The sequence below is a fragment of the Novosphingobium sp. genome, assembly GCF_037133355.1.
Lineage (GTDB): Bacteria > Pseudomonadota > Alphaproteobacteria > Sphingomonadales > Sphingomonadaceae > Novosphingobium.
This window is the reverse complement of the sequence record NZ_JBAXOI010000016.1, coordinates 1-25,723: the sequence shown is the minus strand read 5'-3', so window position 1 is coordinate 25,723 and position 25,723 is coordinate 1. Positions and strand designations below refer to the sequence as shown.

At 64.9% G+C, this 25,723-nt stretch carries 24 protein-coding genes and 1 tRNA gene; 15 read left to right on the top strand and 10 right to left on the bottom strand.

Features of this window, described 5'->3' with window-relative positions; genetic code table 11:
- The first annotated feature begins 8 nt into the window (after positions 1 to 8).
- Positions 9 to 974, top strand: coding sequence for a hypothetical protein (locus WCL10_RS15215; protein WP_336896516.1), 966 nt, complete (start codon positions 9 to 11; stop codon positions 972 to 974).
- 98 nt (positions 975 to 1,072) lie between these two features.
- Positions 1,073 to 1,828: a hypothetical protein gene (locus WCL10_RS15210; RefSeq protein ID WP_336896515.1), complete on the top strand. Its 756-nt coding sequence runs from the start codon at positions 1,073 to 1,075 to the stop codon at positions 1,826 to 1,828.
- Here WCL10_RS15210 and WCL10_RS15205 read toward each other — a convergent pair.
- Positions 1,825 to 2,232: a hypothetical protein gene (locus tag WCL10_RS15205; protein WP_336896514.1), complete on the bottom strand. Its 408-nt coding sequence runs from the start codon at positions 2,230 to 2,232 to the stop codon at positions 1,825 to 1,827. The two genes, WCL10_RS15210 and WCL10_RS15205, sit on opposite strands and share 4 nt — an antisense overlap.
- A 4-nt stretch (positions 2,233 to 2,236) precedes the next feature.
- Positions 2,237 to 3,487 (bottom strand): nucleoside transporter C-terminal domain-containing protein, encoded by a 1,251-nt coding sequence (locus WCL10_RS15200; protein ID WP_336896513.1) that lies wholly within the window; start codon positions 3,485 to 3,487, stop codon positions 2,237 to 2,239.
- A gap of 90 nt (positions 3,488 to 3,577) precedes the next feature.
- Here WCL10_RS15200 and WCL10_RS15195 point away from each other — a divergent pair, with 90 nt between their 5' ends.
- The 6 genes from WCL10_RS15195 to WCL10_RS15170 all read left to right on the top strand — a co-directional run bounded on the left by WCL10_RS15195 (position 3,578) and on the right by WCL10_RS15170 (position 8,163).
- Positions 3,578 to 4,258 carry a queuosine precursor transporter gene (locus WCL10_RS15195; RefSeq protein WP_336896512.1) on the top strand — a complete coding sequence of 227 codons (681 nt, stop codon included), beginning with the start codon at positions 3,578 to 3,580 and terminating at the stop codon, positions 4,256 to 4,258.
- Between the two features lie 54 nt (positions 4,259 to 4,312).
- Entirely contained in the window at positions 4,313 to 5,254 is a 942-nt protein-coding gene (gene argB / locus WCL10_RS15190; protein WP_336896511.1) for an acetylglutamate kinase, read from the top strand.
- A gap of 158 nt (positions 5,255 to 5,412) precedes the next feature.
- Positions 5,413 to 5,712, top strand: a complete 300-nt coding sequence (locus WCL10_RS15185; RefSeq protein WP_336896510.1) for a YggT family protein — start codon at positions 5,413 to 5,415, stop codon at positions 5,710 to 5,712.
- Between the two features lie 28 nt (positions 5,713 to 5,740).
- Positions 5,741 to 6,634 carry a bifunctional methylenetetrahydrofolate dehydrogenase/methenyltetrahydrofolate cyclohydrolase FolD gene (gene folD / locus WCL10_RS15180; protein WP_336896509.1) on the top strand — a complete coding sequence of 298 codons (894 nt, stop codon included), beginning with the start codon at positions 5,741 to 5,743 and terminating at the stop codon, positions 6,632 to 6,634.
- Positions 6,635 to 6,782: 148 nt separating this feature from the next.
- Positions 6,783 to 7,538: a hypothetical protein gene (locus tag WCL10_RS15175; RefSeq protein WP_336896508.1), complete on the top strand. Its 756-nt coding sequence runs from the start codon at positions 6,783 to 6,785 to the stop codon at positions 7,536 to 7,538.
- Between the two features lie 4 nt (positions 7,539 to 7,542).
- Positions 7,543 to 8,163, top strand: a complete 621-nt coding sequence (locus tag WCL10_RS15170) for a MarC family protein (RefSeq protein ID WP_336896507.1) — start codon at positions 7,543 to 7,545, stop codon at positions 8,161 to 8,163.
- Positions 8,164 to 8,209: 46 nt separating this feature from the next.
- Here the strand turns inward: WCL10_RS15170 and WCL10_RS15165 are convergent, their stop codons facing one another.
- The gene (locus WCL10_RS15165) at positions 8,210 to 8,836 is read right to left on the bottom strand and encodes an LON peptidase substrate-binding domain-containing protein (protein ID WP_336896506.1); all 627 of its coding nucleotides are present in this window, start codon (positions 8,834 to 8,836) and stop codon (positions 8,210 to 8,212) included.
- Between the two features lie 4 nt (positions 8,837 to 8,840).
- Positions 8,841 to 9,749 carry a tetratricopeptide repeat protein gene (locus WCL10_RS15160; protein ID WP_336896505.1) on the bottom strand — a complete coding sequence of 303 codons (909 nt, stop codon included), beginning with the start codon at positions 9,747 to 9,749 and terminating at the stop codon, positions 8,841 to 8,843.
- A gap of 218 nt (positions 9,750 to 9,967) precedes the next feature.
- Here WCL10_RS15160 and WCL10_RS15155 point away from each other — a divergent pair.
- The 4 genes from WCL10_RS15155 (at position 9,968) to WCL10_RS15140 (ending at position 12,674) form a co-directional block, all read left to right on the top strand.
- Positions 9,968 to 10,042, top strand: a tRNA-Gly gene (locus tag WCL10_RS15155).
- A gap of 235 nt (positions 10,043 to 10,277) precedes the next feature.
- Positions 10,278 to 11,783: an aldehyde dehydrogenase gene (adh, locus tag WCL10_RS15150; RefSeq protein ID WP_336896504.1), complete on the top strand. Its 1,506-nt coding sequence runs from the start codon at positions 10,278 to 10,280 to the stop codon at positions 11,781 to 11,783.
- Positions 11,784 to 11,787: 4 nt separating this feature from the next.
- Positions 11,788 to 12,126, top strand: a complete 339-nt coding sequence (locus WCL10_RS15145) for a DUF779 domain-containing protein (RefSeq protein ID WP_336896503.1) — start codon at positions 11,788 to 11,790, stop codon at positions 12,124 to 12,126.
- Between the two features lie 125 nt (positions 12,127 to 12,251).
- Entirely contained in the window at positions 12,252 to 12,674 is a 423-nt protein-coding gene (locus WCL10_RS15140) for a hypothetical protein (RefSeq protein WP_336896502.1), read from the top strand.
- Positions 12,675 to 12,856: 182 nt separating this feature from the next.
- Here WCL10_RS15140 and WCL10_RS15135 read toward each other — a convergent pair whose 3' ends face one another.
- The 5 genes from WCL10_RS15135 to WCL10_RS15115 form a co-directional block, all read right to left on the bottom strand.
- On the bottom strand, positions 12,857 to 13,120 hold the full coding sequence (locus WCL10_RS15135) for a hypothetical protein (protein WP_336896501.1): 264 nt from the start codon (positions 13,118 to 13,120) through the stop codon (positions 12,857 to 12,859).
- A gap of 11 nt (positions 13,121 to 13,131) precedes the next feature.
- Positions 13,132 to 13,596, bottom strand: a complete 465-nt coding sequence (locus tag WCL10_RS15130) for a nuclear transport factor 2 family protein (RefSeq protein WP_336896500.1) — start codon at positions 13,594 to 13,596, stop codon at positions 13,132 to 13,134.
- A gap of 220 nt (positions 13,597 to 13,816) precedes the next feature.
- Complete coding sequence (locus WCL10_RS15125; protein ID WP_336896499.1) at positions 13,817 to 14,413, bottom strand: pyridoxamine 5'-phosphate oxidase family protein; 597 nt, start codon at positions 14,411 to 14,413, stop codon at positions 13,817 to 13,819.
- 144 nt (positions 14,414 to 14,557) lie between these two features.
- The gene (locus WCL10_RS15120) at positions 14,558 to 14,845 is read right to left on the bottom strand and encodes an antibiotic biosynthesis monooxygenase (RefSeq protein WP_336896498.1); all 288 of its coding nucleotides are present in this window, start codon (positions 14,843 to 14,845) and stop codon (positions 14,558 to 14,560) included.
- A 112-nt stretch (positions 14,846 to 14,957) separates the two neighbouring features.
- Complete coding sequence (locus tag WCL10_RS15115) at positions 14,958 to 18,206, bottom strand: DUF4347 domain-containing protein (RefSeq protein ID WP_336896497.1); 3,249 nt, start codon at positions 18,204 to 18,206, stop codon at positions 14,958 to 14,960.
- Positions 18,207 to 18,713: 507 nt separating this feature from the next.
- Here WCL10_RS15115 and WCL10_RS15110 point away from each other — a divergent pair.
- From WCL10_RS15110 to WCL10_RS15100, 3 genes are all read left to right on the top strand, one after another.
- Positions 18,714 to 21,374: a TonB-dependent receptor gene (locus WCL10_RS15110; RefSeq protein WP_336896496.1), complete on the top strand. Its 2,661-nt coding sequence runs from the start codon at positions 18,714 to 18,716 to the stop codon at positions 21,372 to 21,374.
- Between the two features lie 107 nt (positions 21,375 to 21,481).
- Positions 21,482 to 23,206, top strand: a complete 1,725-nt coding sequence (ggt, locus tag WCL10_RS15105; protein WP_336896495.1) for a gamma-glutamyltransferase — start codon at positions 21,482 to 21,484, stop codon at positions 23,204 to 23,206.
- 1 nt (position 23,207) lies between these two features.
- Positions 23,208 to 23,744, top strand: a complete 537-nt coding sequence (locus tag WCL10_RS15100) for a GNAT family N-acetyltransferase (RefSeq protein ID WP_336896494.1) — start codon at positions 23,208 to 23,210, stop codon at positions 23,742 to 23,744.
- Positions 23,745 to 23,854: 110 nt separating this feature from the next.
- Here WCL10_RS15100 and WCL10_RS15095 read toward each other — a convergent pair whose 3' ends face one another.
- Positions 23,855 to 25,357: a phosphomannomutase gene (locus WCL10_RS15095; RefSeq protein ID WP_336896493.1), complete on the bottom strand. Its 1,503-nt coding sequence runs from the start codon at positions 25,355 to 25,357 to the stop codon at positions 23,855 to 23,857.
- Positions 25,358 to 25,723 lie beyond the last annotated feature (366 nt).

Sequence of the window (25,723 nt, the reverse complement as noted above, 5' to 3'; positions counted from 1 at the left end):
GGGCCCTCATGCTGGCTCTTCTCGCCTGCCTTGCCGTGCCCCTGGCAGCCAAGGCGCCGTCAAAGCCCGTCCAGCTCGACCAGGAACTCTACCGCACCGTGATCGAGCGAGTCCGCGGCGGAGAGAACTTCTACCCCGCGACGATGGCTGCGCAGCGCGAACGCGTCTACCCGGTGCAGCCTGCGCTCGCCGTGCGCCCGCCGACGATGACCTATTGGCTGGCGCTGCTTCCCAGCACTGCCACGCGCACCGCTGCCCTCATCGTGCTGCTTTTCGGCGCCCTGATCGCGCTTAGGCAAAGCCTCTCGGACCGACCCCCTGCAGAAGCGCTGGCCATGGTCGCCCTCGCCGTGGCCGGGCTGTTCGGCGTGTTTTTCCCGGACAACGTTTATCTCCACGAGCAATGGAGCGTGCTGCTGGTGATGCTGGCGCTCACGGCCAATCGGCGTCCTTGGCTCATGGTCCTGCTCGCGCTGCTTGCCGTGCTGGTGCGCGAGACCGCACTGGCCTGGCTCGCCGCCATCGTGCTCGCGGCGCTGTGGAAGCGCGACTGGCGTCTGGCGGGCATGGCGCTGGGCGCCATCGCGCTGGCCGGCGGGCTGTGGCTGATCCACGCGCAGCAGGTCGCCGCGCAGGTTCATCCCGGAGACCTCACCTCGCCCGGCTGGGTGCGCTTTGGCGGACTGCCGCTGGTGATCGACGCGCTGCGCCGCAATCTTGCGCTGACCGGTCTGCCTGGCCCGCTTATCCTCGCCCTCGTCGCCGCCTCGCTCGCCGCAATGCTGGGCTGGGGCCGCGATTTCGAGCGCATCGCCGCGATCGGCAGCGCGGGGTTCCTCGCCGCACTCACCGTGTTCGGCCGGCCCGACAACGGCTACTGGGGTTTCATGGCCGCGCCGTTTGTGTTGCTCGGCCTGCCCCTGATCGTGCGGCAGGGACTTGCTGCCAGCCGGGGCCGCACATCGGCACGGTAGGTTTCACGCGCCAGTCGCGATTGGTCTGGATGCAACTGCCCTTGACGGGCCAGCGCTGCGCCCCGAGACATATCCGGCGGCATCTGGGGGGGTTCAAGTTGGCCACAAACGTTCGCGCCCGCTGGGCTCCGCAGATCGAGCGGGACTATTTTCTGGCCTTCCTCGCGCTCGGCGTGGCCGGCGTCGTGCTCGGCTTCGTGCCGCCCAGCTGGGCCCGCTTCAATGGCCTTGCCGATTACCCGGCGCCGATCACGCTGCAGATCCACGCCGGCCTGTTCCTCGGCTGGGTGGTGCTGCTCGCGGCACAGATAGTGTTCATTCGACAGGGCAATCCTGAGATGCATAAGCGGCTGGGTCTGATCGGCGCCGCCATGATCCCGGCCATGGCGATCAGCAGCGTCTTCGCCGAAACCTACAGCGATCGCTTCGCCGCTATCCACCAACCGGGCGGACAACGATTTCTTATCGTGCCGATTTTCTCACTCGGGCTGTTTCTGGCCTTCACCACGGCCGGGCTGCTACTGCGCCGCCGTTCGGCTATTCACAAGCGGCTCATGTTCCTCGGCACTACACTCCTGTTCGGCGCGGCATGGTCGCGGGTCACAGAACCGCTGCTCATGCCGATTGTGGGCAACCACGGCATGGGCTTCTTCATCCACCGATTTATCATGACCAATGCGTTCCTCATCATGCTGGCCATGTTCGACTGGCGCACCAAGGGCCGGCTGTTGCCCGTATCGGTGCTCGGGATTTCTGTCACTGTTGGGGCCGAGATCGCTGTCACGGCTCTATTTCACACCGCATGGTGGCTGGGCGTGGCCGATGCCATTCTGGTATATTTCCCGGGCCCCTAGCGCAGCCGACGCTGCGCGAGCAAAAAGCCAACCGGAAGCAGCGCGAAGGTGATCTGACCGGCAAGGCCAAGCATACCTTCGGGCAGGGCCAACGCGGCAAGCATCGCCGGCGGACTTTGCTCTAGTGCCAGCCCAAGCAGTAACTCGCAAACCATCAGCGCGGCGAACGCTGCTAAACCCATAGCCAGCGCTGCAGCAGGTGCGGCGATGGACCAGCGGCGCAGGCACCAGCGGGCGAGTGGTGTGCAGGCCGCCAGCATCAGTGGCGTCTCGATTGCGACCGCGGCAAATGCGCCGATCGCCGGGGCAACCAGCATGGTCCGCACCACGCCAAACACGAACCCGAAACCGAAGCCGATCAAGCCGTAGGCCACGCCAGCCCTGATCGCGGCAAAGCCGGTCAAGGCTTCATACGCTGAGGAAGAGGCCAGCGAGCGCTGCGCTCATAAGATTGCTCAGCGCCCCCGCCGCAAGCGCCTTCAGCCCCAACTTCGCGATCACCGGGCGCTGGTTTGGCGCGAGGCTGCCTGAAACCGCCATCTGGATCGCGATCGAGCTGAAATTGGCAAAGCCGCACAAGGCAAAGGTCACAATGGCGACGGTGTGCGCGGACAAGTCCTTGGCCGCGCCGAGATCGATGAAGGCGACGAATTCGTTGAGCACGATCTTGGTGCCGAAAAGGCCGCCCGCCTGCGCCGCCTCAGCCCATGTCGGCGCGCCAAGCAGCAGGAACACCGGCGCGAAGACCGTGCCCAGGATCTGTTGGAACGAGAGCCCCGGGTAGCCAAGCCGCGCGCCCACGCCGCCGAGTACACCGTTGGCCATCGCCACCAGCGCCACGAAGGCAAGCACCATCGCACCGACCGCCACCGCCAGCCGCACACCCGTCTGCGCGCCCTGGCTGGCGGCCATGATGAGGTTGGCCGGCCGCTCCTCATCCGGTGCCGAGACGGCGATATGCGGATTGGGAAGCGGCGCGTCTGCTGGCGCTTCGGGTGTCGGCGGGACGTCGGGCATGATCAGCTTGGCCATCAGCACGCCGCCCGGCGCCGACATGAATGCGGCAGCGACAAGATAGTCGACGCGGATGCCCATGGCGGCATAGGCAGCAAGGATCGTGCCCGCGACGCCGGCCATGCCAACGCTCATAACCGTGAACATCTGCGAAGGGCTGAGCGCGGCAAGATAGGGCCGGATGACCAGCGGCGATTCGCTCTGTCCAACGAAGATGTTGCTGGCGGCGCAGAGTGCTTCGACCCGGCTGATGCCGGTGACCTTCTCCAGCCCCCCGCCGATCCAGCGGATCACCAGCTGCATGATCCCGACATAGTAGAGGATCGAGATCAGCGCGGCGAAGAACACGATCGTAGGCAGCGCGGCGATGGCAAAGCTGCGTCCGCCGATGGCCGGATCGGCAAGCGGGCCGAACAGGAAGGCGACCCCCGCCTTGGCATAGCCGAGCAGTCCTTCGACGCCCGCCGCCGCGCCTTGCAGCGCGGCATTCCCGGGCGGGAACCACAGCACCAGCCCGGCAAAGCCCACTTGTAGCGCAAAGGCCGGCACGACCACGCGCAGCCGGATCGCGCGGGGATTGGATGATAGCAGCAGTGCAACAAGCAGGATCAACGCCATGCCGGCGAGGCTCATGAAAACGCGCATCGCGGGCCCGGTGCTCCCCGTTTCAGAACAGAACCATCAAGGTCTAAACGGGATTTGGCGCCGGGTCAAAATCCCGCTAACCACCGCAGGATGCACGACAGATCGACCGCGCCGGCCATCCCCACCTCTCTCTTTGCCTTCTCGCTGCTCTATGGCGGGTTGGTGGTTCTGGCGGGCGTGCTCGGCACCAAGATCGCGGCGCTTGGGCACTGGCCGCTTGTCGGCGATCTCGCTGTCGAGAGCGGGATTTTCGCCTTCCTGCTGCTGGTCGTGATGGCGAGCGCGGTGGCCGAACTCTTCGGGCAGGATGCGGCCAACCGCCTCGTGCGCTTCGGCTTCGTGCCGCTGATCGTCTCGATGCTGCTGCTGACCTTCGTGATCAACGTGGTGCCGCCCGCGCCCTTCTGGGGCGATCAGGAGGCCTATGCCCGCCTCCTTGGCCAAGGCGCGCGGATGCAGTTTGCCGGGCTCATTTCCTACGGCACCTCGCAGACACTCAACGTATATGTCTTCTCGCGTCTTGCCGGCGGACCCGGGCACCTGCTGATGCTGCGTGCCTGGATCGCCAGCCTGCTCAGCCAGATGGTCGATACCTTGATCTTCATCACGATCTCATTCGCCGGGGTAAGCGATGCCGCAGGCGTGCCGCTTCCCATCGGCGAGATCATGGCGGGGCAGATCCTCTCCAAGCTCCTGCTTTCCACGATCATGGTGCCGCCGCTGATCTGGGCCTTCGTCAAGCTCGGGCGCTGGCTGGATGGAACGCGTTAGGCCTGCGGGCAAATATTGCGCCAAGGGGCCGCTTGGTCCAAAGCGCGCCGCATCATGAGCACCGCATCCGACTCCAAGCACGACGACGCCGCCCACCACAAGGCGATGCTCGCCAAGGCCGAAACCCTGACCGAGGCACTGCCTTATCTGCAGCGCTATGCGGGCAAGACCTTCGTGGTGAAGTACGGCGGCCACGCCATGGGCGATCCCGACCTCGCGCAGGACTTTGCCGAGGATATCGTGCTGCTGAAGGCGGTCGGCATCAATCCGGTCGTGGTCCACGGCGGCGGCCCGCAGATCGGGCGGATGCTGAAGGCGCTCGGCATCGAATCGCGCTTCGTCGACGGCCTGCGCGTTACGGACAAGCAGACCGCTGAAGTGGCAGAGATGGTGCTGGCCGGCGCGATCAACAAGGAACTCGTCAGCTGGATTGCGCGTGCTGGCGGCAAAGCCATCGGCATTTCCGGCAAGGACGGCGGCATGGTCATCGCCCGCAAGGTCGAGGCGAAGAAGGCCCCCAAGGCGATCAACGATGCGGAAAGCGGCGAGGCCATCGTCGTCGATCTGGGCTTTGTGGGCGAGCCCGCAAAGATCGACACCACCGTGATCGACACGATAACGGCTGCGAACATGATCCCGGTGATCGCCCCGATCGGCGTGGGCGAGGACGGCGAGACCTACAACATCAATGCCGACACCATGGCCGGGGCCATTGCCGCTGCCCTGGGCGCGGCGCGGCTGTTCCTGCTGACCGACGTCCCCGGCGTGCTCGACAAGGAGCGCCGCCTGCTCACCGATCTCACCCCGGCTGATATCACCCGCCTCGCCGAAGACGGCACGATCAGCGGCGGCATGATCCCCAAGCTCGAAACATGCGTCCACGCGGTCGAAGCAGGATGCGAGGCGGCGGTGGTGCTCGACGGGCGCGTGCCGCATGCGATGCTGATCGAGGTGTTTACCGCGCGCGGCGCGGGCACGCTGATCCGCCGGGCCTGACGATTTTCCCGGAGAGGACGAAGGTCCCCACTGGACAAACTTGTATGTAATACATACAAGTTTGTCCGTCGTCGTAGGTCGTTCGGCGAGGGGGGCCTTGTGGGGCCCGGAGCGGGTCGGCTAGGAGCGATGCTTCCTCGCTGACAAGGGAATGCCACATGCTTTTGTTTTCGCTCATCGCGGCCCTGATCAAGCTTATCCAGCTGATCCAAATGGTTGTGGTCGTGCAGTTTATCCTGAGCATGTTGATTGCCTTCAACGTGGTCAGCGCTCGCAACAAGGTGGTCTCGGCGATCTGGACCGCGCTGAGCGCGATCCTTGATCCGATTCTTAATCCGATCCGCCGGGCCATGCCCAACACCGGGGCCATCGATTTCTCACCGATGATCGTGATCTTCGGGTTGGATCTGATTGTCCGCGTCCTCGTGTTCATCGCCGATATGACCGGATCGATCTGAACCAGCTGCAAGACGGAAAGTGCGTAAAATGACTGCCGCGATCATCGATGGGAAGGCCTTTGCCGCGACCTTGCGCGCAAAAGTGGGGGAGCTTGCCGCCGCGTTTGAAGCCAAGGCCGGGCGCAAGGCGGGCCTCGCCGTGGTGCTGGTGGGCGAAGATCCGGCAAGCCAGGTCTATGTTCGTTCCAAGGGCAAGCAGACTGTCGAGGCCGGCATGGCGAGCTTCGAGCACAAACTGCCGGCGGAAACCAGCGAAGCCGATCTCCTCGCGGTGGTGGAACACCTCAATACCGATCCCGCTGTCGACGGCATTCTGGTGCAGTTGCCGCTCCCTGCGCACATGGACGAGCAGAAGGTGATCGCCGCGATCAACCCGGACAAGGACGTCGACGGCTTTCACGTGATCAGCGCGGGCCGCCTTGCGGTGGGCCAGCCGGGCTTCGTGCCCTGCACCCCGCTTGGCTGCCTCATGCTGCTCAAGGACCGGCTGGGCTCGCTGTCCGGCCTCGATGCGGTCGTCATCGGCCGCTCGAATATCGTCGGCAAGCCGATGGCGCAGCTGCTGCTGGCCGAAAGCTGCACCGTGACTATCGCGCACAGCCGCACCAAGGATCTGCCCGCTGTCGTCCGCCGCGCCGATATCGTGGTGGCGGCGGTGGGCCGGCCGGAAATGGTCAAGGCTGACTGGATCAAGCCCGGCGCGACGGTGATCGATGTGGGCATCAACCGCGTGCCCGCCGCCGAGGAAGGCAAGACCCGGTTGGTCGGTGATGTCGACTACGCCGGGGCGATGGAAGTCGCAGGCGCGGTGACCCCGGTGCCCGGCGGGGTCGGCCCGATGACCATTGCCGTGCTGCTGCGCAATGCGCTGGTCGCGGCCTATCGCAATGCCGGGCTGGAGCTGGCTGCGGACGCGGTTTGAGGGTTTGGTCGCTGGCCCACCCCCAGCCCCTCTCGCAAGCGGGAGGGGAGCCAGCAGTCGCCCGTTCTTCTCCTCTCCCGCTTGCGGGAGGGGTTGGGGGTGGGCCTGGCGCTTCCCCTCACACCGCACCTGCTCTAGGCTGGGCAACATGAAGCGCTGCATCCCCCTCATCCTGCTGGCCCTTGCTGTTCCCGCCGCGGCGCAGGAACGGCGCGCGCCGCCGTCCGGATCGGCCGTCACGCCCATTGGCAATCCCAGCGCCCTGATCGCAGCGGAGATCGCCTTCGCCCGGCTGGCGCGCGAGAAGGGGCAGTGGACCGCCTTTGCCGAAACCGCCGCCGAGGAAGCGGAGATGTTCGTGCCGCAGCGCGTGGCAGCCAAGGCCTGGCTCAAGGGCCGCGCCAATCCGCCGCAGACGGTGCAATGGCAGCCGAGTTTGGTGTGGATCAGCTGCGACGGCAGCACCGGCGTGACGTTCGGCGGTTTTCAGGCGGGTCAGGCGAACGGCTGGTTCTCCACCGTTTGGCAGCGCCAGCGCAAGAAGGGCGACTACAAATGGCTGCTCGATCAGGGCGGCGATCTCGCCGCGCCGCTGGCGGGCAGTGATTTCATGACCGGCAAGGTCGCCGATTGCCCGCCGCGCCTGCGCCGCGATCCACTCGCAGATGCACCGCCGCTGCCCAAGAATGCCCCACCACCGCCGCGCCCACTGGCCGGGCCAATTCCTCCCCTCGCTGCGGCTGCCGGGTCTGACAGCAAGGATGGCCGTTCGGTCGACGGAACGCTCGCCTGGCGCTCCACCGTGCTGCCCGGCGGCACGCGCGAATGGACCGTGTGGCTGTGGCAGGACGGCAAGATGGCCGAAGTGCTGAAGCGCACCGAAATCGCGAAAAACGAGGGCTGACCCGATGCTCGCCCTGTTCCTCTCTGCCTTCACGACGCTGTTCGTGGTGATCGACCCGCCGGGCTGCGCCCCGATCTACGCCGGGCTCACCGCCTCGGCCACGCAGCGCCAGGCCTTCATGATGGCCTTGCGGGCATGCCTGATTGCCAGCGGAATCCTCGTGGTCTTCGCGCTGTTCGGCGAGGATCTGCTCGGTGCGCTCCATATCGAGCTCGACAGCTTCCGCATCGCGGGCGGGATCATGCTGTTCATGATCGCGATCGACATGGTGTTCGAAAAGCGCACTGAACGGCGCGAGGAGCGGGCGGAGAAAGTGCGCAATGCCCAGCCCAATGTGGAGGACGTCTCGGTCTTTCCGATGGCCATGCCGATGCTGGCGGGACCGGGCTCGATCGCCTCGGTCATGCTGCTCACCGCGCGGGCGCATGGCCTGCCCGAGACCATGGTGATCCTCGGCGCGCTCGGCGCAGTCATGCTGCTGAGCTTCATCGCGCTCGTCGGCGCCCGCCCGATCATCCGCGCGCTGGGCTCGCAAGTCGAGGCGGTGATCACGCGGCTGCTCGGCGTGCTGCTGGCGGCGCTCGCGGCCCAGTTCGTGATCGACGGGATCAGGGCGCAGTTCTGACGCGCGTCTCACCTCCCGCTTGCGGGAGGGGCCGAGGGTGTGCCGGCTACTGCAGCGTCACTCGCCCGTCATCCGAATCGCGGCGGCCGAAAAACTGCATGAGCTGGACAAGCAACTCGCAGCGCGCGCCGAGGCTGTCGGCTTCGAGCAGCGCCTGTTTGGCGGCGGCATCGAACGGCGCAATCTGCGAGACGCCGTTGATCAGCGAAACGTCGTCAAGGCGCGCGACCGAGTCCCAGTCCACCGAATAGCCCTGCGCGTCGGCGAAACGGCGGGCCTCGCGCTCGAACGAGGCGCGCTCTACAGCACTGAGGCTGGCGCCGGCATCGTCCTCGATCAATTGCCCCTCAATCTGACGGAAGGGAGTCGTGACATCAAGCTCGCGCAGCAGGCGAAAGCGCGAGATGCCTTCGAGGATCACGTTGAAGCGACCGTCCTCAAGCGCCTCGACCTCGCCGATCTTGCCGACACAGCCGACCGAGAACAGCGGAGCGCCATCGTGCGGCCCCTGCGGCTGGATCATCGCGATGCGGCGGTCGCGCGCCAGCGAATCAGAAATCATCGAGCGGTAGCGCGGCTCGAAGATGTGGAGCGGCAACTGCAGCCCCGGAAAGAGCAGCGCGCCAGTCAGCGGAAAGATCGATAGGCGCACGGCGCGGCTGTCCTGCCCCATCGCCTTAGCCGAACAACACGGTGGAGAGCTTGCGCCGCGTGGCGGCCACCCAGGCATCCTCAAGCCCGATCGCCTCGAAGATCTGGAGCAGGCGAGTGCGCGCCGCGCCCTCGTTCCACGTGCGATCACGCGCGACCATGGACAACAGCAGGCTGGCTGCGCCATCGCGGTCGCCTGCGGCATAGAGCCCGTTGGCGAGCGCGAGCTCGGCATCCATGTCACCCGGATTGGCGGCGACCGCAGCGCGCAGACCATCGAGTTCGCTCGGCTCGGGCGCATCCACGGCAAGCGCGAGGGCGGAGCGCGCCTGCGCCAGCGCAGGATCTTCGGCGAGCTTCGGATCGAGCGCGGCGAGCACTTCGGCAGCCTCGTCCTTGTGTCCCGCCACGATCAGCGCGCGGATCAGGCCGGACTGGGCGGCCGCGCTTTCGGGCGCGATCTCGGCGATCTGCGAGAAGATGCCCACCGCGCGCTCGCCATCGCCTTCGGCCAGAATTTCATCTCCCATGGCGAGGAGCGGCGCGAGGTCCTGCGCGGGTTCCTCGCCCGCCTGGATGGGCAGGCGCGCCAGCATCTGATCGAGCATCTGGCGCAGCTGCGATTCGCTGCGTGCGGGCGTGAGGTCCGCCACCGGCTGGCCCTGGAACATGGCGTAGACGGTCGGGATCGAGCGCACCTGGAACTGCGCGGCGATGAACTGTTCCTCGTCCACATTGATCTTGGCGAGGACGACGCCCTTCTCGGCATACTCGCCGCAGACCTTTTCAAGGACCGGGGTTAGCGCCTTGCACGGCCCGCACCATTCGGCCCAGAAATCGAGCACGACCAGCTTGGTCATCGAAGGCTCGACCACAGCCTTGCGGAAGCGATCCACCGCCTTCTGTTCGTCAAGATTGAGGCCAAGGCTTGCCAATGGAGGTCTCCGGTCTGCTGATGTCCAACTGTGGAATCACCATGTGGGATTGCGGACACGTTCGGCAAGGGCATTCAAGGGCACAGCCCCGCCTGTTGCCGCCGAATTGGGGCTGGGACGCTTCGCCGCATTTTTGCAGTTGCACGGGTTTCACAGGCCCGCTAAGGGCGCGCTTCACCCCGGCCGCGGTGCTTTGCATCCTGGCCCGAAACGCACGAGCGGGCGTAGCTCAGGGGTAGAGCACAACCTTGCCAAGGTTGGGGTCGAGGGTTCGAATCCCTTCGCCCGCTCCAGTTTCCCTTATCCCACATCGACATCTCCACGGCATTGGCGCGGGTTTTCGCTTGTCGGTTCGATTCGCGTCGGAGCCCACGCTGCAGGACAGGGCTATCGCCGCCGCTTTCAGGCAAGCCCTTGTTTCCGCGCTCGCCAGCGATAGAGTTCGCCGGTGGAATGGCCGCCCCGGCGGCAACGCCACGCCCCCACGCCCGGGCGCCAGACCCGGCGGGACAAACGAGAGGAACGACCATGACCGGCCAGCTGCCCCCGCACCCCTACAAGGACTACTATGGCAACTATATCGGCGGACGCTGGGTTGATGCCGCAGATGGCCGCCGGTTCGACAATCCCTCGCCGATCACCGGCCAGACGATCACCACGCTGGCGCGCTCCTCCGCCGCAGACGTCGAGGCCGCGCTCGATGCCGCGCACGCCGCCAAGGACGCCTGGGGCAAGACCAGCGCCGGTGAGCGCGCGCTGATCCTGAACCGTATTGCCGACCGCATGGAAGCCAACCTCACCCTGCTGGCGACCGCCGAGACCTGGGACAACGGCAAGCCGATCCGCGAGACGATGGCGGCGGACATGCCGCTGGCGATCGATCACTTCCGCTATTTCGCCGGCTGCATCCGCGCGCAGGAAGGCGGCATTTCCGAGATCGACCATGATACTGTGGCCTACCACTTCCACGAACCGCTGGGCGTCGTGGGGCAGATCATCCCTTGGAACTTCCCGATCCTGATGGCCGTGTGGAAGCTCGCCCCGGCGCTCGCGGCGGGCAACTGTGTGGTGCTCAAGCCCGCCGAGCAGACCCCGGCTTCGATCCACGTGCTGCTGGAACTCGTCGGTGATCTACTGCCGCCGGGCGTGCTCAACGTCGTCAACGGCTTCGGCCTAGAAGCGGGCAAGCCGCTCGCGCAGAGCCGCCGCATCGCCAAGATCGCCTTTACCGGCGAGACGACGACCGGGCGCCTGATCATGCAATATGCCAGCGAGAACCTGATCCCGGTGACGCTGGAACTCGGCGGCAAATCGCCCAACATCTTCTTTGCCGACGTGATGGATGCGGATGACGACTTCTTCGACAAGGCGCTCGAAGGCTTTGCGATGTTCGCGCTCAACCAGGGCGAGGTCTGCACCTGCCCGAGCCGTGCGCTGATCCAGGAATCGATTTACGACAAGTTCATGGAGCGCGCGATCGCCCGCGTCGAAAAGATCGTGCAGGGCAGCCCGCTCGATGCATCGACGATGATCGGCGCGCAGGCGTCATCCGAGCAGCTGGAGAAGATCCTCTCCTACTTCGAGATCGGCCGGAACGAAGGCGCCAAGGTGCTGACCGGCGGCGAGCGGAATGTGATGCCGGGCGATATGGCGGGCGGCTTCTACGTGAAGCCGACGATCCTTGAAGGCCACAACAAGATGCGCGTGTTCCAGGAGGAAATCTTCGGACCCGTGGTGGCGGTGACGACCTTCAAGGACGCCGATGACGCGCATGCCATCGCCAACGACACGCTCTATGGCCTTGGCGCGGGCGTGTGGACGCGCAGCGGCACGCAGGCATACCGGACGGGCCGTGCGGTGCAGGCGGGGCGCGTGTGGACCAACTGCTATCACGCCTATCCCGCGCACGCGGCCTTCGGCGGCTACAAGCAATCGGGCATCGGGCGCGAGAACCACAAGATGATGCTGGACCACTACCAGCAGACCAAGAACCTCTTGGTGAGCTATAGCCCGAAGGCGCTGGGCTTCTTCTGACGGGATGAGCGTTTCTGCGACCCCTGCGGCATTGGCCCTGCTTGGCGAGATCATTGCCGAACATGGGTCGGTGCTGTTTCACCAATCGGGCGGTTGCTGCGATGGCTCCTCCCCGATGTGCTACCCTGCGAGCGAATTTCGCGTGGGCGAAAGCGACGTGCTGCTGGGGCATGTGGGGGAAGCGCCGTTCTATATCGGCGTGCGCCAGTTCGAGGCGTGGAGCGCGGCGGGCGAGGCGGTCGATTTGCTGCTTGATGCCGTGCCCGGCCGTGGGGGCATGTTCAGCCTTGATAATGGGCGCGAGCAGCGGTTTTTGATCAGGTCGGGGGCTTGTGCGGTTTAGGGTGGTTGGCGGAATGCGAAGGGCCGTTTGCGCCCGATTGCGGACATTTGACGAGGTGGTGGTCTCACTCAATGTTGCATTGGTTTTTTGCCGCTCTCGCCCTAGGCGCTGTTCAACCCACTCCAGTGGCATCACTCCGCGTTGACGCCGAGCAAGCCTCATTCCTCGCAACAGTAGAGGGAGATCTTGCCGAAGGTTACAAGATCCAGATCAAGTGCCTAGCCAAATGCTCCCATCCGATAAATTACAGCGAAACCATCGGCGATAGTCCCATGGGCATGTTTGCTGACGAAAACGGTCTACTTTATTCCAAGTGGGCAGGAGGGTCAGCCTACCGCGTCCGGGTTTGGCGCATCACCGACAATGGCGTCAGGAAAGTTGGTGAGTTTGCAAGCTGGCACAGGGAGCCGGACTTCACGAGCGACAAGTTCAGTCGACCTACCATACGGGTTTATGAGGGAGGGTTCGACTTCGCGCTGACCTTACGTCCAGTGCTTTGGACATACATTCGTGGGCGTTTTGTGCGCCAGAAGCGAAACGGCAGCTAACCACCAAACCCAGCCGCTCTGCCGGTCGCTGTATCCGTCGACCGCGGCTGCAACGTGATGACCTCAGATGAACTCGTCGGCCCGAACGCGATCCGGGCCCTGGCTTTCTGCTATTGACGCCGCGCCGGTAGAAGGGCCAAGCCCCGTGTCAAGCACGGGGCGACGAAGGGCAGGTCGGTAGCCTAACCCTTGCCGCAGGGCTTCGAGCCGGAAGCCGCGACGACCGGCAGCAGGATCCACGGGAACAGCCCCGCGAAGTACACCGCCTGCGCGACAGTGGCGGTGAGGCCTGCGGGGACCACCAGGAACGCGAACGCGCCCCAGGCGAGGAGCAGCGCCCAGCCGATCAGCCAGCTTTCCAGCCAATCGGGGCGGGCGCGGAGGCGTTCGAAGCAGAGGTGCAGGACGGGCAGTTGGGTGCGGGTGCGTGTGCGGGCGGGTTTCATCGGTCTGGCTTTCAGAAGCCCAGCGCGCTGAGGCTGGGGTGGTCGTCGGGGCGGCGGCCGAGAGGCCAGTGGAAGCGGCGGTCCTCGGCGCGGATGGGGTGTTCGTTGATGCTGGCGATGCGGCGCTGCATGAGGCCGTGTTCGTCGAATTCCCAGTTTTCGTTACCGTAGGCGCGCAGCCACTGGCCGCTGTCGTCGTGGTATTCATAGGCGAAGCGCACCGCGATGCGATTGCCGGCGTGCGCCCAGAGTTCCTTGATCAGGCGGTAGTCCAGCTCGCGCGCCCACTTGCGGGTGAGGAAGGCTTCGATCGCGGCGCGGCCCTCAAGGAACTCGGCGCGGTTCCGCCACCTGCTGTCCTCGGTATAGGCGAGCGCGACGCGGGCAGGATCGCGGCTGTTCCAGCCGTCCTCGGCGAGGCGGACTTTCTCGGCGGCAGTTTCGGCAGTGAAGGGCGGCAGGGGTGGACGCGACATGACAAGGCACTCCGGTGCGGCGGGCGGGCGGCAGCGATGAAAATGGGCACCCGGGCAGGGGTGCGGGGGGAAGGGTCCTGCCCGGGTGCTTTGGCGCCCCAAACGCCCAGGGACAAGGCGCGGGGGACAACGTGCCGCCGGGAAGGGAAGGAGAAACCGGCGGCTGTGAGACCTATTTAGGAAGCCGGGCTCCCGTCCGGTAGGGGGATAGTCTGGAAGTTTAGGTTCCAGTTTTTGAAAGCTCGGCGAGCTGTGCCTCGAGCGCGGCGATGCGTGCATCGCGCGCCGCGACGATCTCGGCGACCTCTTCGGCGGGGATCAGGCGGGGAATGTGCTGCGGGCAGTTCATGTCCCACGCCTTGATGGTGAAAACCACCGCCTGTTCCACCTGCGCGCGGTAGCCGGGCACCGCGAGCGCGGCGTTGAGGCCCTCGTCACCCTCGATCACCTGCACCTCGCCCCAGAGCTTGATGCGGCGGCGGTTGGCGTAGTCCATCAGGAAGAGGAAGGCCTTGGGGTTCTCGGCGAAGTTGCCGGTGGAGATATATTGCCGGTTGCCGCGAAAATCGGCGAAGGCGAGGCGGTGCTCGTCCAGAACCTTGAGGAAGCCCGCCGGGCCGCCGCGGTGCTGTACATAAGGCTGCCCATCAGCGCTGGCGCTGGCGAGATAGCAGCTGCGCACTTGCCCGACAAAGGCGGCGAGGCGTGCATCGACCCTGTCCGCCATGATCATGCCGGCGTAATGCGCATCGGACCCCTTGCGCCGCTGCGCCGCGCGCACGGCGGGGGAGAAAGCGTGATCGGTCGGGCTGGTCATGATGCGGGCCTTTCAGCTGGATCGCTGTGCCGCAGTTCTAGCGCGGGGTTCAAGTCTCGCCAGACGGGCAAACCGGAAGGCAGGCTTCCAGTGATTGCAAGGATCTGGGACAGCCCGGATTCGCCACGCCAGAAGCTGGCGGGGCTAGTGAAGCACTTCCTCGTAGGAGCCTTCAGGCATCTCGATGCAAGCTGCGGCGATGTGCGCCAACACATCGCCGCCAATCTTGCCGTTGGAGGCCTTGTGAGCCTCGCTAGAGTCCCATATCTCGATGAAAAGAAAGCGATGCCGGTTTTCAAGATCGCGGAACCAGTAGACCTCGCTGCAATCCGTGTTGGCCCGCAACTCCTTTTTCAGATCGTGCAGGGCAACGGCCAGCGCGTCACCCAGCGTTTCCCGAGCCGCCATGTGGTAAACTCTTGCGACAGCCATCAGCGCTTCCTTGCGTGCACGCCCGTCGGTTCCCTGGCGCCGCGAGCGGGATATCTTGCCATCGGCCAATGGATACTGAATGGCAACTTGCAGAATCGTCGCCTGCGTCTCGTCAGGCGACGAGGAAGATATCCGTGTGCGACAACGCCGGATGCGCGCCCACGCCGAGCTGCGCGATCTGGATCGGAGCGAAGATCCCGAGGCCGTCGGGATCGTACCAGAGATTGCCGGTCGAGGTATCGTAGAGCACGCGGTCGGTCGCGTCGTGGACCTGCGTGACCCCGGCGCCCGACCAGAACTGATCGGCGCTGATCGGCCCGAGCACTTTGCCAAGCCCACGGAAGGCGCTCGCGACCAGCTCGATCGTGTCGCCTTCGGCGCTGCTGAAATCCACGATCGTATCAAAAGCATCGCCAGCCTTGGGCCGGGCATCGAAGACGAACGCGTCGGCGCCGGTGCCGCCCTCGAGCCGGTCGGCACCAGCGCCGCCGATCAGCCGATCGCTGCCACCGAGGCCGCTGATGATGTCGTCACCGCGGCCGCCGTCCAGACTGTTGTTGCCAGTGTTGCCAGTGATCGTGTTGGCATCACTGCCACCGACGCCCGAAAGATCGGCCGAGCCGGTCAGGACCAGCGTCTCGACCCCTGTGCCCAGCTTGAAGTTGACCGAGGCAATGACCGTATCGTTCCCGGCATTACTGCGCTCGCTCACCCGGTCCTTGATATTGTCGACATAGTAGGTGTCATCGCCCGCGCCGCCAGTCATGGAATCAATGCCCAGCCCGCCATCGAGCGTGTCGGCAAAGGCCGTACCGGTGATGCGGTTGTTGCCCGCATTGCCGATAATGGTGACCGCATTCAGTACCTTGCTGGCCGAGACCGAGATCGCCACGATGCCGCTGCTATCGGCCGTGGCGCCGGTGCCGGTGCCGATCTCGATCGTCTCGATGCCTGTGTCCTTCTCGTTGAAGGTGGCATAGCCAAGCGTGGTGAAAGCGACGCGCACCACATCGGTGCCCGAGGCGCCGGTATCCTGAATCTCGCCCTGGACCTGATCGCGCGGCGTGGTGAGGATATAAAGATCGCCGCCGTCGCGGCCATCGAGCGCATCCTTGCCACCGCCACCCTCGATCACGTTTCGACCGCTGTTGCCGGTGATAACGTTGTTGATCGAGTTGCCGGTGGCGTTGATGTCGGCGCTGCCGGTGAGGGTGAGGTTGTCGACATAATCGGTGAGCACGAACGAAGCCGCGGCGAAGACGATATCGGTGCCGCTGCCGCGGACTGACTCGACCACCGTGTCAGCGGAATTGTCGACGTAATAGGTATCGGCGCCGAGGCCGCCGTTCATGACGTCGACACCGGCGCCGCCGTCGATCACGTTCGCGCCTTCGTTGCCGGTGATCGTATTGGCAAGTGCGTTGCCGGTGCCGTTGATCGCGGCCTTGTCGGTCAGCACCAGATTCTCGACATTGGCGCCGAGCGTCCAGGTGATCGAGGCACGCACGGTGTCGTTGCCGGTGGTCTCGGTCACCGTGTCCCCGGCATCGTCGACGATGTAGGTATCGTCGCCCTCGCCGCCGACCAGGGTATCGGCTCCCTTGCCGCCATTGAGCGTGTCGTTGCCGCCAAGGCCGATGAGCGTATTGGCAGCGTCGTTGCCAACCAAGACGTTGGTCACCGCATTTCCGGTGCCGCTGATGGCCGCCGCGCCGGTGAGTGTAAGGTTCTCGGCATCGTCGACAAGGGTATAGGTCACGCTGGCGCTGACTGTATCGTTGCCCTCGCCCGGGCTCTCGACAATGAGGTCACCTGTCGAATCAATCGTGTAACGGTCATCCCCGGCGCCGCCGATCAGCGTATCGTCGCCCGCGCCGCCATCGAGCGAATCGTTGCCGCCAAGGCCGACCAGCGTGTTGGCCGCGCTGTTGCCGACCAGAACATTGTCCACCCCGGTCCCTGTGCCGTTCACCGCGGCGCCGCCGGTCAGCGTGAGATTCTCGAAATCGTCGGCAAGCGTGAAGTCGGTTCCGACCATGACCGTATCGACGCCCTGGTTCACTTCCTCGACGATCACGTCGTCGGGGTTGTCGATCACGTAGGAGTCGTTGCCCGAACCGCCGATCATGGCGTCGGCGCCCGTGCCGCCGTCGATCATGTCGGAACCGGTGCCGCCGATCAGCGTGTCCCCCCCGCCCCCGCCGACAAGCGTGTCGTTGCCGTCCTCCCCCGAAAGGATGTTGGCCCCGTCGTTGCCGGTCAGCGTGTTGTTCAGCACGTTGCCGACACCGCTGAAATCGCCAGTGCCCAGAAGCAGAAGGTTCTCGACGTTCTTGTCTAGCGCGTAGGAGAAGCCGGCCTGAATGGTGTCGTTGCCCTCGAACTCGCTTTCGATGACGATGTCGTTTGCCGAGCTCATGACATAAGTGTCGTCGCCCTTGCCGCCGATCATCGTGTCGCTGCCGGCCTTGCCGTCGAGCGTGTCGTTGCCAAGGCCGCCGTTGAGCAGGTTGGCGCCCGAATTGCCGGTGAGCGCATTGTCCAGCGAGTTGCCGATCGCGTTGATCGCCGAACTGCCGAGCAGAGTGAGGTTCTCGACGTTGGGCCCAAGCGCGAGTGATATGGTAGAGTAGACGAGGTCGGTGCCTTCGCCCAAGGCTTCGGTGACCACGTCGCCAGTGTTGTCGACATAGTAGACATCATCACCCGTGCCGCCGGTCATCTGATCTGCGCCGGTGCCGCCGTCGATCTCGTCGTTGCCGCCAAGGCCGCTGATCGTGTCGTTGCTGCCGAAACCATTGATCACATCGTCGCCGGTGGTGCCGGTGAGCACATTCGCGCTACCATCACCGTCAATCGTGGCGAGCGTGCCCTGGAACGCGGCGAAGGCCAGGGCATGGGCCTCGATTGAACCAGAGTGTGCCTCGAGCGTCCAGTTGCCGCCGAGCGCGGCGGCGCCTGTCACATCGGTGCTGGCGGCGACGTCGGCATGGGTCAGCGCGCCGAAAGCGGTGAGGAAAGCCGCACCCGTATCGCCCGCTGCGACATTGCAGCCATAGAGCAGGATATCGCCGCCAGGCGCGAGATGCCGGCCGATTGCGGCAAGATCATCGGCATGCGCGGCGAGCGCAGCCGCATCGACCGCGCTGCTGCCGAGATAGAGTGCGCCCGCGCTGCCATGCCCGACGATGTGCAGCGCGTCGACCGGGCCCATGCCTTCAAGCAGTGCGGCGATCTGGCCGAGACCGTCGCGAGTGCCGTCGAGCACGAGGACCGCCTCGCCCGCCGGAAGCCCGGCAACCAGCGCGGCGATATGGCCGGCGCGCGGATCGATGATGGTGACGGAGCGGGCGGCGGACATGACAAGGCTCTCCCGGGGACAAGCCCCTGACTGACGGTCCTCCATGCCCTTGCACGCGCCCGTGACGGTTTGGTGTCCATACCGTTAAGCCGGTGTTCAGGGCCGCAGCGAGGATTCGCCCGGAATTTGGGTTCATCACATTGAAAATTAGTCATTTCCCTGCGTCAAGCCGTGCCGTGCCGGGACGAGTCAATTCGGCCAGCCGATGCACTGCAGCGCCACACGGGGCCGGGCAAATCTGCATGGACGCGCGGCAGGTTCATCCGATTCGGCTCTCGCAGGGAGCCATGGGCGAAGAGTCGCACTCCTAACAAAAATGTCTGTGGCCGCACCGCACCCGCAATAGCAAAAATGTCACACAGCGGATGCTTTCGCACCTGCGGCATGCGGATTGCACCGCAAGCCTGTTTACACTTTCAACCGAGAGAATATCCACTGCGCGCTTCAACAGAGTGCAGACCGGGGTGCCCACGCGCCCGGCTGCTTCCTTTCAGGGGGTACCCTATCGTGCGAAATCTTTCCAACCTTGCCCTGCGCGGCGCGCTGCTGGCCTCGGCCGCAGCCTTCGCCGGCATTGCCGCCCCGCAGGCCGCCTTTGCGCAAGAAGCCGCTGCCGCGCCGGATGATGCTGCTGCAGCCCAGAGCATCGTCGTCATCGGCACCCGCCGTACCGACCGCACCGTTGCTGACTCGGCCTCGCCGATCGACGTGATCAGCGCGGCGGACCTCACCACGCAGCCCACCGCGAATCTGCTCGACTCGGTCAAGAACTTGGTTCCGTCGTTCTTCGTCGGCCAGAACTCGATTTCAGACGCCTCGACCTTCGTGCGTGCGCCCTCGCTGCGCGGCCTGCCGGGCGACCAGCTGCTCGTCATGCTCAACGGCAAGCGCTACAACCGTTCGGCGCTCGTCCAGGTCTACAACGGTGGCGACACCGGCCTTTCGTTCGGCTCGCAAGGTCCCGACATTTCGGCGATCCCCGCCATCGCGATCAAGGGCCTCGAAGTGCTGCGTGATGGCGCGACCGCCCAGTACGGTTCGGACGCTATCGCAGGCGTGCTGAACTACGGCCTGCGCGACAACGCCGGCTTCGAGCTCGTCGGCCGTTATGGCCAGTTCTTCGACAACGGCGGCGACGGCAAGAGCTACCAGATCGCTGGCAACGCCGGCCTCAAGTCGGACCGCGGCTTTATCAACGTTTCGGCCGAGTACAACAACGACGGCCGCACCAGCCGCGGTGTGACCCGTCCGATCGCGGCACGCTTCGCGGCCGAGAACCCTACGCTGGCCGACAAGCTCCCGTTCTACCCGCTGCCCGCGCAGATCTGGGGCAACTCGCCGAGCGAGGGCTGGAAGGCCATCGTCAATGCAGCCTACGAAGTCACTGACAACAGCAAGATTTATGCGTTCGGCAACTTCGCACACAGCAAGGCCGAGCAGAGCTTCAACTTCCGCTCCTCGTACCAGGGCTCGAGCAGCTTCGAGTATGACGACGGCAGCGGCACGCTCAAAACCGGCACGATCGGTGGTCGCTCGTTCTTCCAGGTGCCATACTACAAGACGCAGTGCCCCACTGGCAACGTGACCTGCCCCGCAGGCGGCTATGTCAAGGACGGCAACGTCTTCAACCTGACATCGATCTATCCGGGCGGCTTCACGCCGATCTTCGTCGGCAAGACCGACGAGGCCTATGGCACGGCCGGCTACAAGGGGAAGACCGACGGCGGCTTCACCTATGACCTCTCTGCCTCGCTGAGCCGGAACCAGCTCGACCTGTCGATGTACAACTCGATCAGCCCCTCGTTCGGGGCGGACTCGCAGACCAGCTTCGAGTTCGGCAAGCTGATCCAGAAGGAATTCGATGCCAACCTCGACCTGACCTATGCAGTCGAGGCCGGGCTTGCCAGCCCGATCACGCTGTCAGGCGGCGCCGAGTTCCGCCGCGAAAGCTACACCGCGACCGAAGGCGACTTCCAGTCCTACGGTGCGGGTCCCTATGCGATCGCGCATGACCTCTACACCCAGACCGCTCCGGGCGTTTTCGCTCCGACCGGCGAGAAGACCGCGGTCTATGACCCGGCGGCGAGCGGCTACGGCGGCACGGCGCCCAAGTATGCCGGCACCAACCACCAGAACAGCTACGGCGTTTACGTCGGCGCAGAAGCCGACGTTACCAAGGAGCTGACCCTGGGCGCGGCAGGCCGCTACGAGCACTATGACTCGTTTGGCGGGCGCTTCGTCTACAAGTTCAACGGCATCTACCACGTGACCGACGAGTTTGCGCTGCGCGGCACAGTGGGTTCGGGCTTCCACGCCCCGACCCCGGGTCAGAACAACGCCCAGGTGCTGACCACCAACTTCCTCGCCGGCCAGTCAGTGCAGGTCGGCACCTTCCCGGTGACGAGCTCGGTGGCTCAGTACTTCGGCTCCAAGCCGCTGAAGCCTGAGAAGTCGACCAACTTCGGTTTCGGTTTCGTGTTCCAGCCCACCAGCGCACTGACGCTGACGGTTGACGCATACCAGATCAAGGTGACCGACCGCATCTTCATCTCCAAGGCCTTCGAGGTAAGCGCTGCTGACATCGCCAAGCTCGCCGAGCTCGCCTCGGTTGGCGTGGGCGGTAACGTCCAGTTCTTCACCAACTCGCTCGACATCCGCACTCGCGGCGTCGACGTGGTCGGCAGCTACCGGACCGATCTGGCCGGCGGCAAGCTGAACCTGACGCTGGCCTACAACTACAACAAGAACAAGGTGACCAAGTTCGACGCGGCCACCCTCGGTGCTGCCCAGCGCAGCGATGCCGAGAACCTGGCTCCGAAGCATCGCCTCAACCTCCAGGGCAACTGGACGATGGGCAACTTCTCGATCGGTGCCGCCGGTCGCTACTTCGGCAAGTGGCGCGTCGAGAGCGACTACCCGGGCCAGGAGTTCGGTGCGAAGATCACGGCCGACATGGACGTGAGCTACACCTTCATGGACAACTTCAAGCTGACCGTGGGTGGCAACAACATCTTCAACACCAAGCCCGACCGGATCAAGGCCTCGTCCTCGAACCCGATCTACACGCTGACGAACAGCACCGGCGACGGCCAGATCTATCCGCGCAACGGCGGTCCGTTCGGCTTCAACGGCGGCTTCTGGTACGTCCGGGCCAGCGTGAAGTACTGAGTTCGGCCGCACTGGCCAAAGAGAACGGGGCGGGGAAGTTTCGGCTTCCCCGCCCCTTTTCTTTTGGGACAAGCGGGGGCACAGCTGCGCGCGAGAGGATTACGACCATGGCCCTGCGCAAGACCGCCTTTGCCGCCCTTGCGGCGCTCGCCCTTACCGCCACCACCAGCATCGAAGCCGCATCGCCGGTGCCGGTGGGTGCCGAGCACGGGATGGTCGTTTCCGCCCACCGCCTTGCCAGCGACGCCGGGGTCGCGGTGCTGAAGGAAGGCGGCAATGCCGTCGATGCCGCGATCGCGGTCGCCTACGCGCTGGCGGTTACCTTCCCCGAAGCGGGCAACATCGGGGGCGGCGGGTTCATGACTGTCCGCCTTGTCGATGGACGCACCAGCTTCATCGATTTTCGCGAAACCGCTCCCATGGCCGCGACGCCGACGATGTATCTCGACAAGTCAGGCAAGGTGATCCCGCTGCTCTCCACGCGCGGCCACAAGGCCGTCGGCGTGCCGGGAACGGTTGCCGGCCTGGAACTCGCGCGCGAGAAGTTTGCCGTCCTGCCGCGCGCGCGGCTCATGGCTCCGGCGATCAGCCTCGCGCGGGACGGCTTCGTGATGGATCAGGGCGATTCAACCTTCCTCGCCGAAGGCGCTGAGGATTTTGCGAAGGATCCGGCCAGCGCCGCGATCTTCCTCAATGACGGCAAGCCTTGGGAAAAGAGTCACCGGTTAATGCAGGCCGACCTTGGCCGCATGCTGCAACTGATCGCCGACAAGGGGGCGGACGCGTTCTACAAGGGCGAGATCGCCGAGAAGATCGCCACATCGAGCAAGGCGCACGGCGGCATCCTGACCAAGGCCGATTTCGCCGCCTACCGCGCGATGGAACGCACTCCGCTGGAATGCGACTACCGCGGCTATCGCGTGATTTCCGCGCCGCTTCCAAGCTCCGGCGGGGTCGTCGTGTGTGAGACGCTGGGTATCCTATCGGGCTATCCGATGGGCGAGCTTGGCTGGCATTCGGCGCAGAACATCCATTACCTTACCGAGGCTCTGCGCCGCGCCTTCCACGACCGCAACGTCAGTCTCGGCGATCCGGACTTTGTGAAGGCAGACGCGGCAAAGCTCATCTCGCCCGCCTATACCGCCCAGCTGCGCGCCGGGATCAGCGCGGACAAGGCCACACCCTCGGTCTCGCTCGGCGTGCCGGGCACAGGGCATGAAGGCGCGAGCACGACGCATTTCTCGGTGGTCGATGCCGCGGGCAATGCCGTCTCGCTGACCTACACGCTCAACGACTGGTTCGGCGCGCGGGTGACGGCGGAAGGCACCGGCATCCTGCTCAACGACGAAATGGACGATTTCTCGTCCAAGCCGGGCGCCTCCAACATGTACGGCCTCGTCGAGGGCACCAACAATGCCATCGCCCCTGGCAAGCGCCCGCTCTCCTCGATGGCGCCGACCATCGTCACGAAGGACGGCCAGCTTGTCATGGTGATCGGCACGCCAGGTGGCAGTCATATCCCGACCGGCGTGCTGCAGGTCATGCTCAACGTGATCGACCACGGCATGAGCGTGACCGAAGCGACCGACGCGCCGCGTATCCATGCCCAGTGGCTGCCAGACCAGATCTTCTGGGAATCCAACGCACTCAGCGCCGAAACGCGCGCGGCGCTCGAGGCGCGCGGGCACAAGCTGGAGCCGATGCGGTACTGGAACCAGATCGCCGCGATCCTCGTTGGCGGCCCGGCGCTGGGTCAGCCACCGGTGGGCCGCGACCGCCTCTATGGCGCGATCGATCCGCGTCTGCCTGTGGGCAGCGTCGCAGGGTACTGACTTGGGCTGGCTGACGCATCGGCTGGCAAGCGAAGCAGACCTGCCCGCGCTGCGTGCGCTGATGGCGCGTGCGATCGAAGAACTGCAGCGCGGCTTCCTCAGCCCCGAGCAGATCGCTGCGAGCCATCAGATCATGGGGCTCGATACCCAGCTGGTGAAAGACGGCACCTATTTCGTGATCGAGCGGGACGGCGAACTCGCCGGATGTGGCGGTTGGAGCTGGCGCGCGACCCTGTTCGGCGGCGATGACAGCATCGTCGCCCGCGAGCCCTTGCCACTCGATCCGAAGACCGACGCTGCCAAGATCCGCGCGATGTATGTCGATCCTGCGCAAGCCCGGCGCGGCATCGGCAAGCTCATCATGCAGTTGTGCGAGGACGCAGCGCGCGCGGCGGGCTTCGCGCGGGTTGAACTGATGGCGACGCTCGCCGGCCTGCCGCTCTACAAGGCCTGCGGCTTTGGCGAAATCGAGGCGGTCGAGGCCACCTCGCGCGAGGGCGTGGCGGTGCCGATCATCCGCATGGGCAAGGCGCTGTAAGGGATGCGGCGCAAGAGGCAGGATACGAGCGCGCATGCTCTAGCCCACCTCGCTCGCGGCGCCACAAGCTTCTGACATCGAAGCTTTTCTGCCGATTGAAGGCCCAACCCCTAGGCGGTTGGCGCATCTTCCAGCAGCATTGCCCGGACCACGCCCAGCGCGAGGCCGTTTGCGTCCCGCGCGCCGCCCTCGGTATCCGCCTCGGTATAGCATCGCAGCTCCGGGGCATTGCCGGAACCCCGCAAGTGGATGACGAGCCCGCTTGCGAACGTGGCGCGGACCCCGTCGGTAAGATCGATGGACTGCGCTTCGCCCCCAAAGTGACCAAACAGCAGGGTTTGCAAAGCCACCTGCTCATCGGACCCGCCGGCCAGCAGCATATCGAACAGGCGCTTGCTCAGCGCTGCAGGAAACGGCGTAAGCCTCTCGCTGAAGGTAAACCGCTTCGGCAGGGCCGAGAGCTGTTCGGTTATGCTTGCCTCAGGATCGGTCAACACCAGCAGGATCGGCAGGAAAGCATCCCGCGTCGGCAAGGCCCGGGTCATCGAACCATCGGCGCCGGGGATGTCCGTCCCAAGCAGGAACCCGCCATTCGCCTCATAACCGCAGACAATGGGAGAGCCGGTTTGCTGCTCCTCCATCATCGCGGCAATGACATAGGGTGATCCGATCCGGGTGCGCCGACAGCGCGCGAACCGGCCGGACATTTCCAGCGCGGTATTGCTGCTGACCGGTGTTACGACCGAAGCCGCGCCGATCCTGGCGGCACACAGAATGCCAAGGACATCGCCGCGCAGCCACGTGCCATGCTGATCCGCGAGCAAGGGGCGATCGGAATCGCCATCGGTGGAAACGATGGCATCGAACTGACCGCCATTTGCCCATTCGCGGGCAAGATCCACATCCGCAGGCCGAATGGCTTCGGTATCAACCGGAACGAAAGTTTCGGACCGTCCGAGCAGCGTAACCTCGGCGCCCAGCCCGAGCAGGACTTTGGCCAGGAGATCCCGGCCGACAGCCGAGTGCTGATAGACACCGATCCGCTTGCCAGCCAGGGCCGCCGTGCCGAAGTGATCGAGATAGCGCTGGGCGTACGCACCCTCGACATCGGTGATCGGCGGCAGCGCTTCGCTCGAAACAAGCGCCCCATCCTGCGTGAAGGTATCGACCGGCAGCGCAAGAACCTGTCGGCTCATTCCGGCCTCGTCGGTCTTGAGGACTTCACCGGTCGGACGATAGAATTTGATGCCATTCCGATCTGCCGGGATGTGGCTGCCCGTGACCATGAGGCTCGGAATGCTCTCGGCAAAACTGAAGAGCGCCAGGGCCGGGGTCGGCACGTAGCCGCAGAAAACCGGCAGTCCCCCCAGATCGCGAATGGCGCGCGCGCATGCGGCCAGAATTCGCGGCGTACTGGGCCGCAGGTCTCCGGCAATGGCGACCCGCCCACCGGGACTGAACTCGCCCTGCTCCGCCAGATAGGAAAGGAAGCCCTGCGTGTATCCGTAACAGACCCGGTCGGTCATGGCGGTGACTTCACCGCGCGCGCCGCTCGTACCGAAAGCAACGCCGCATTCGACCATAAGCTCTTTAACGCTGATGCCCGCCAACACTTTGCTCCTCTTTCGCCAGCCTTGATCACCACGCCATAGAACCATTACGCCCGGATGGCGAAGGAAGTGAAAAAACGTCGATCAAGAATCAGTTATCCCTCTGGGAGACCAGCTCAATCCCGGGAGAACCGCGAGCGCTTAACCGCGCACAGACGTGCAAGCCCACACGAAGCCGTTCCACACGATTTCCTGCAGCTTCGGAGGATCGACCGTAAATCATTGAAAAGCTGGTGGACCCGACAGGAGTCGAACCTGTGGCCTCTGCATTCGGCGAACAGTGATTGCTTAGATTTAGGTTATATTTTGAATACGCTAGGCTGTGTTGACAAAGGGGATTCCCAAATCGTGTAGGTTCTGATTCAAGGT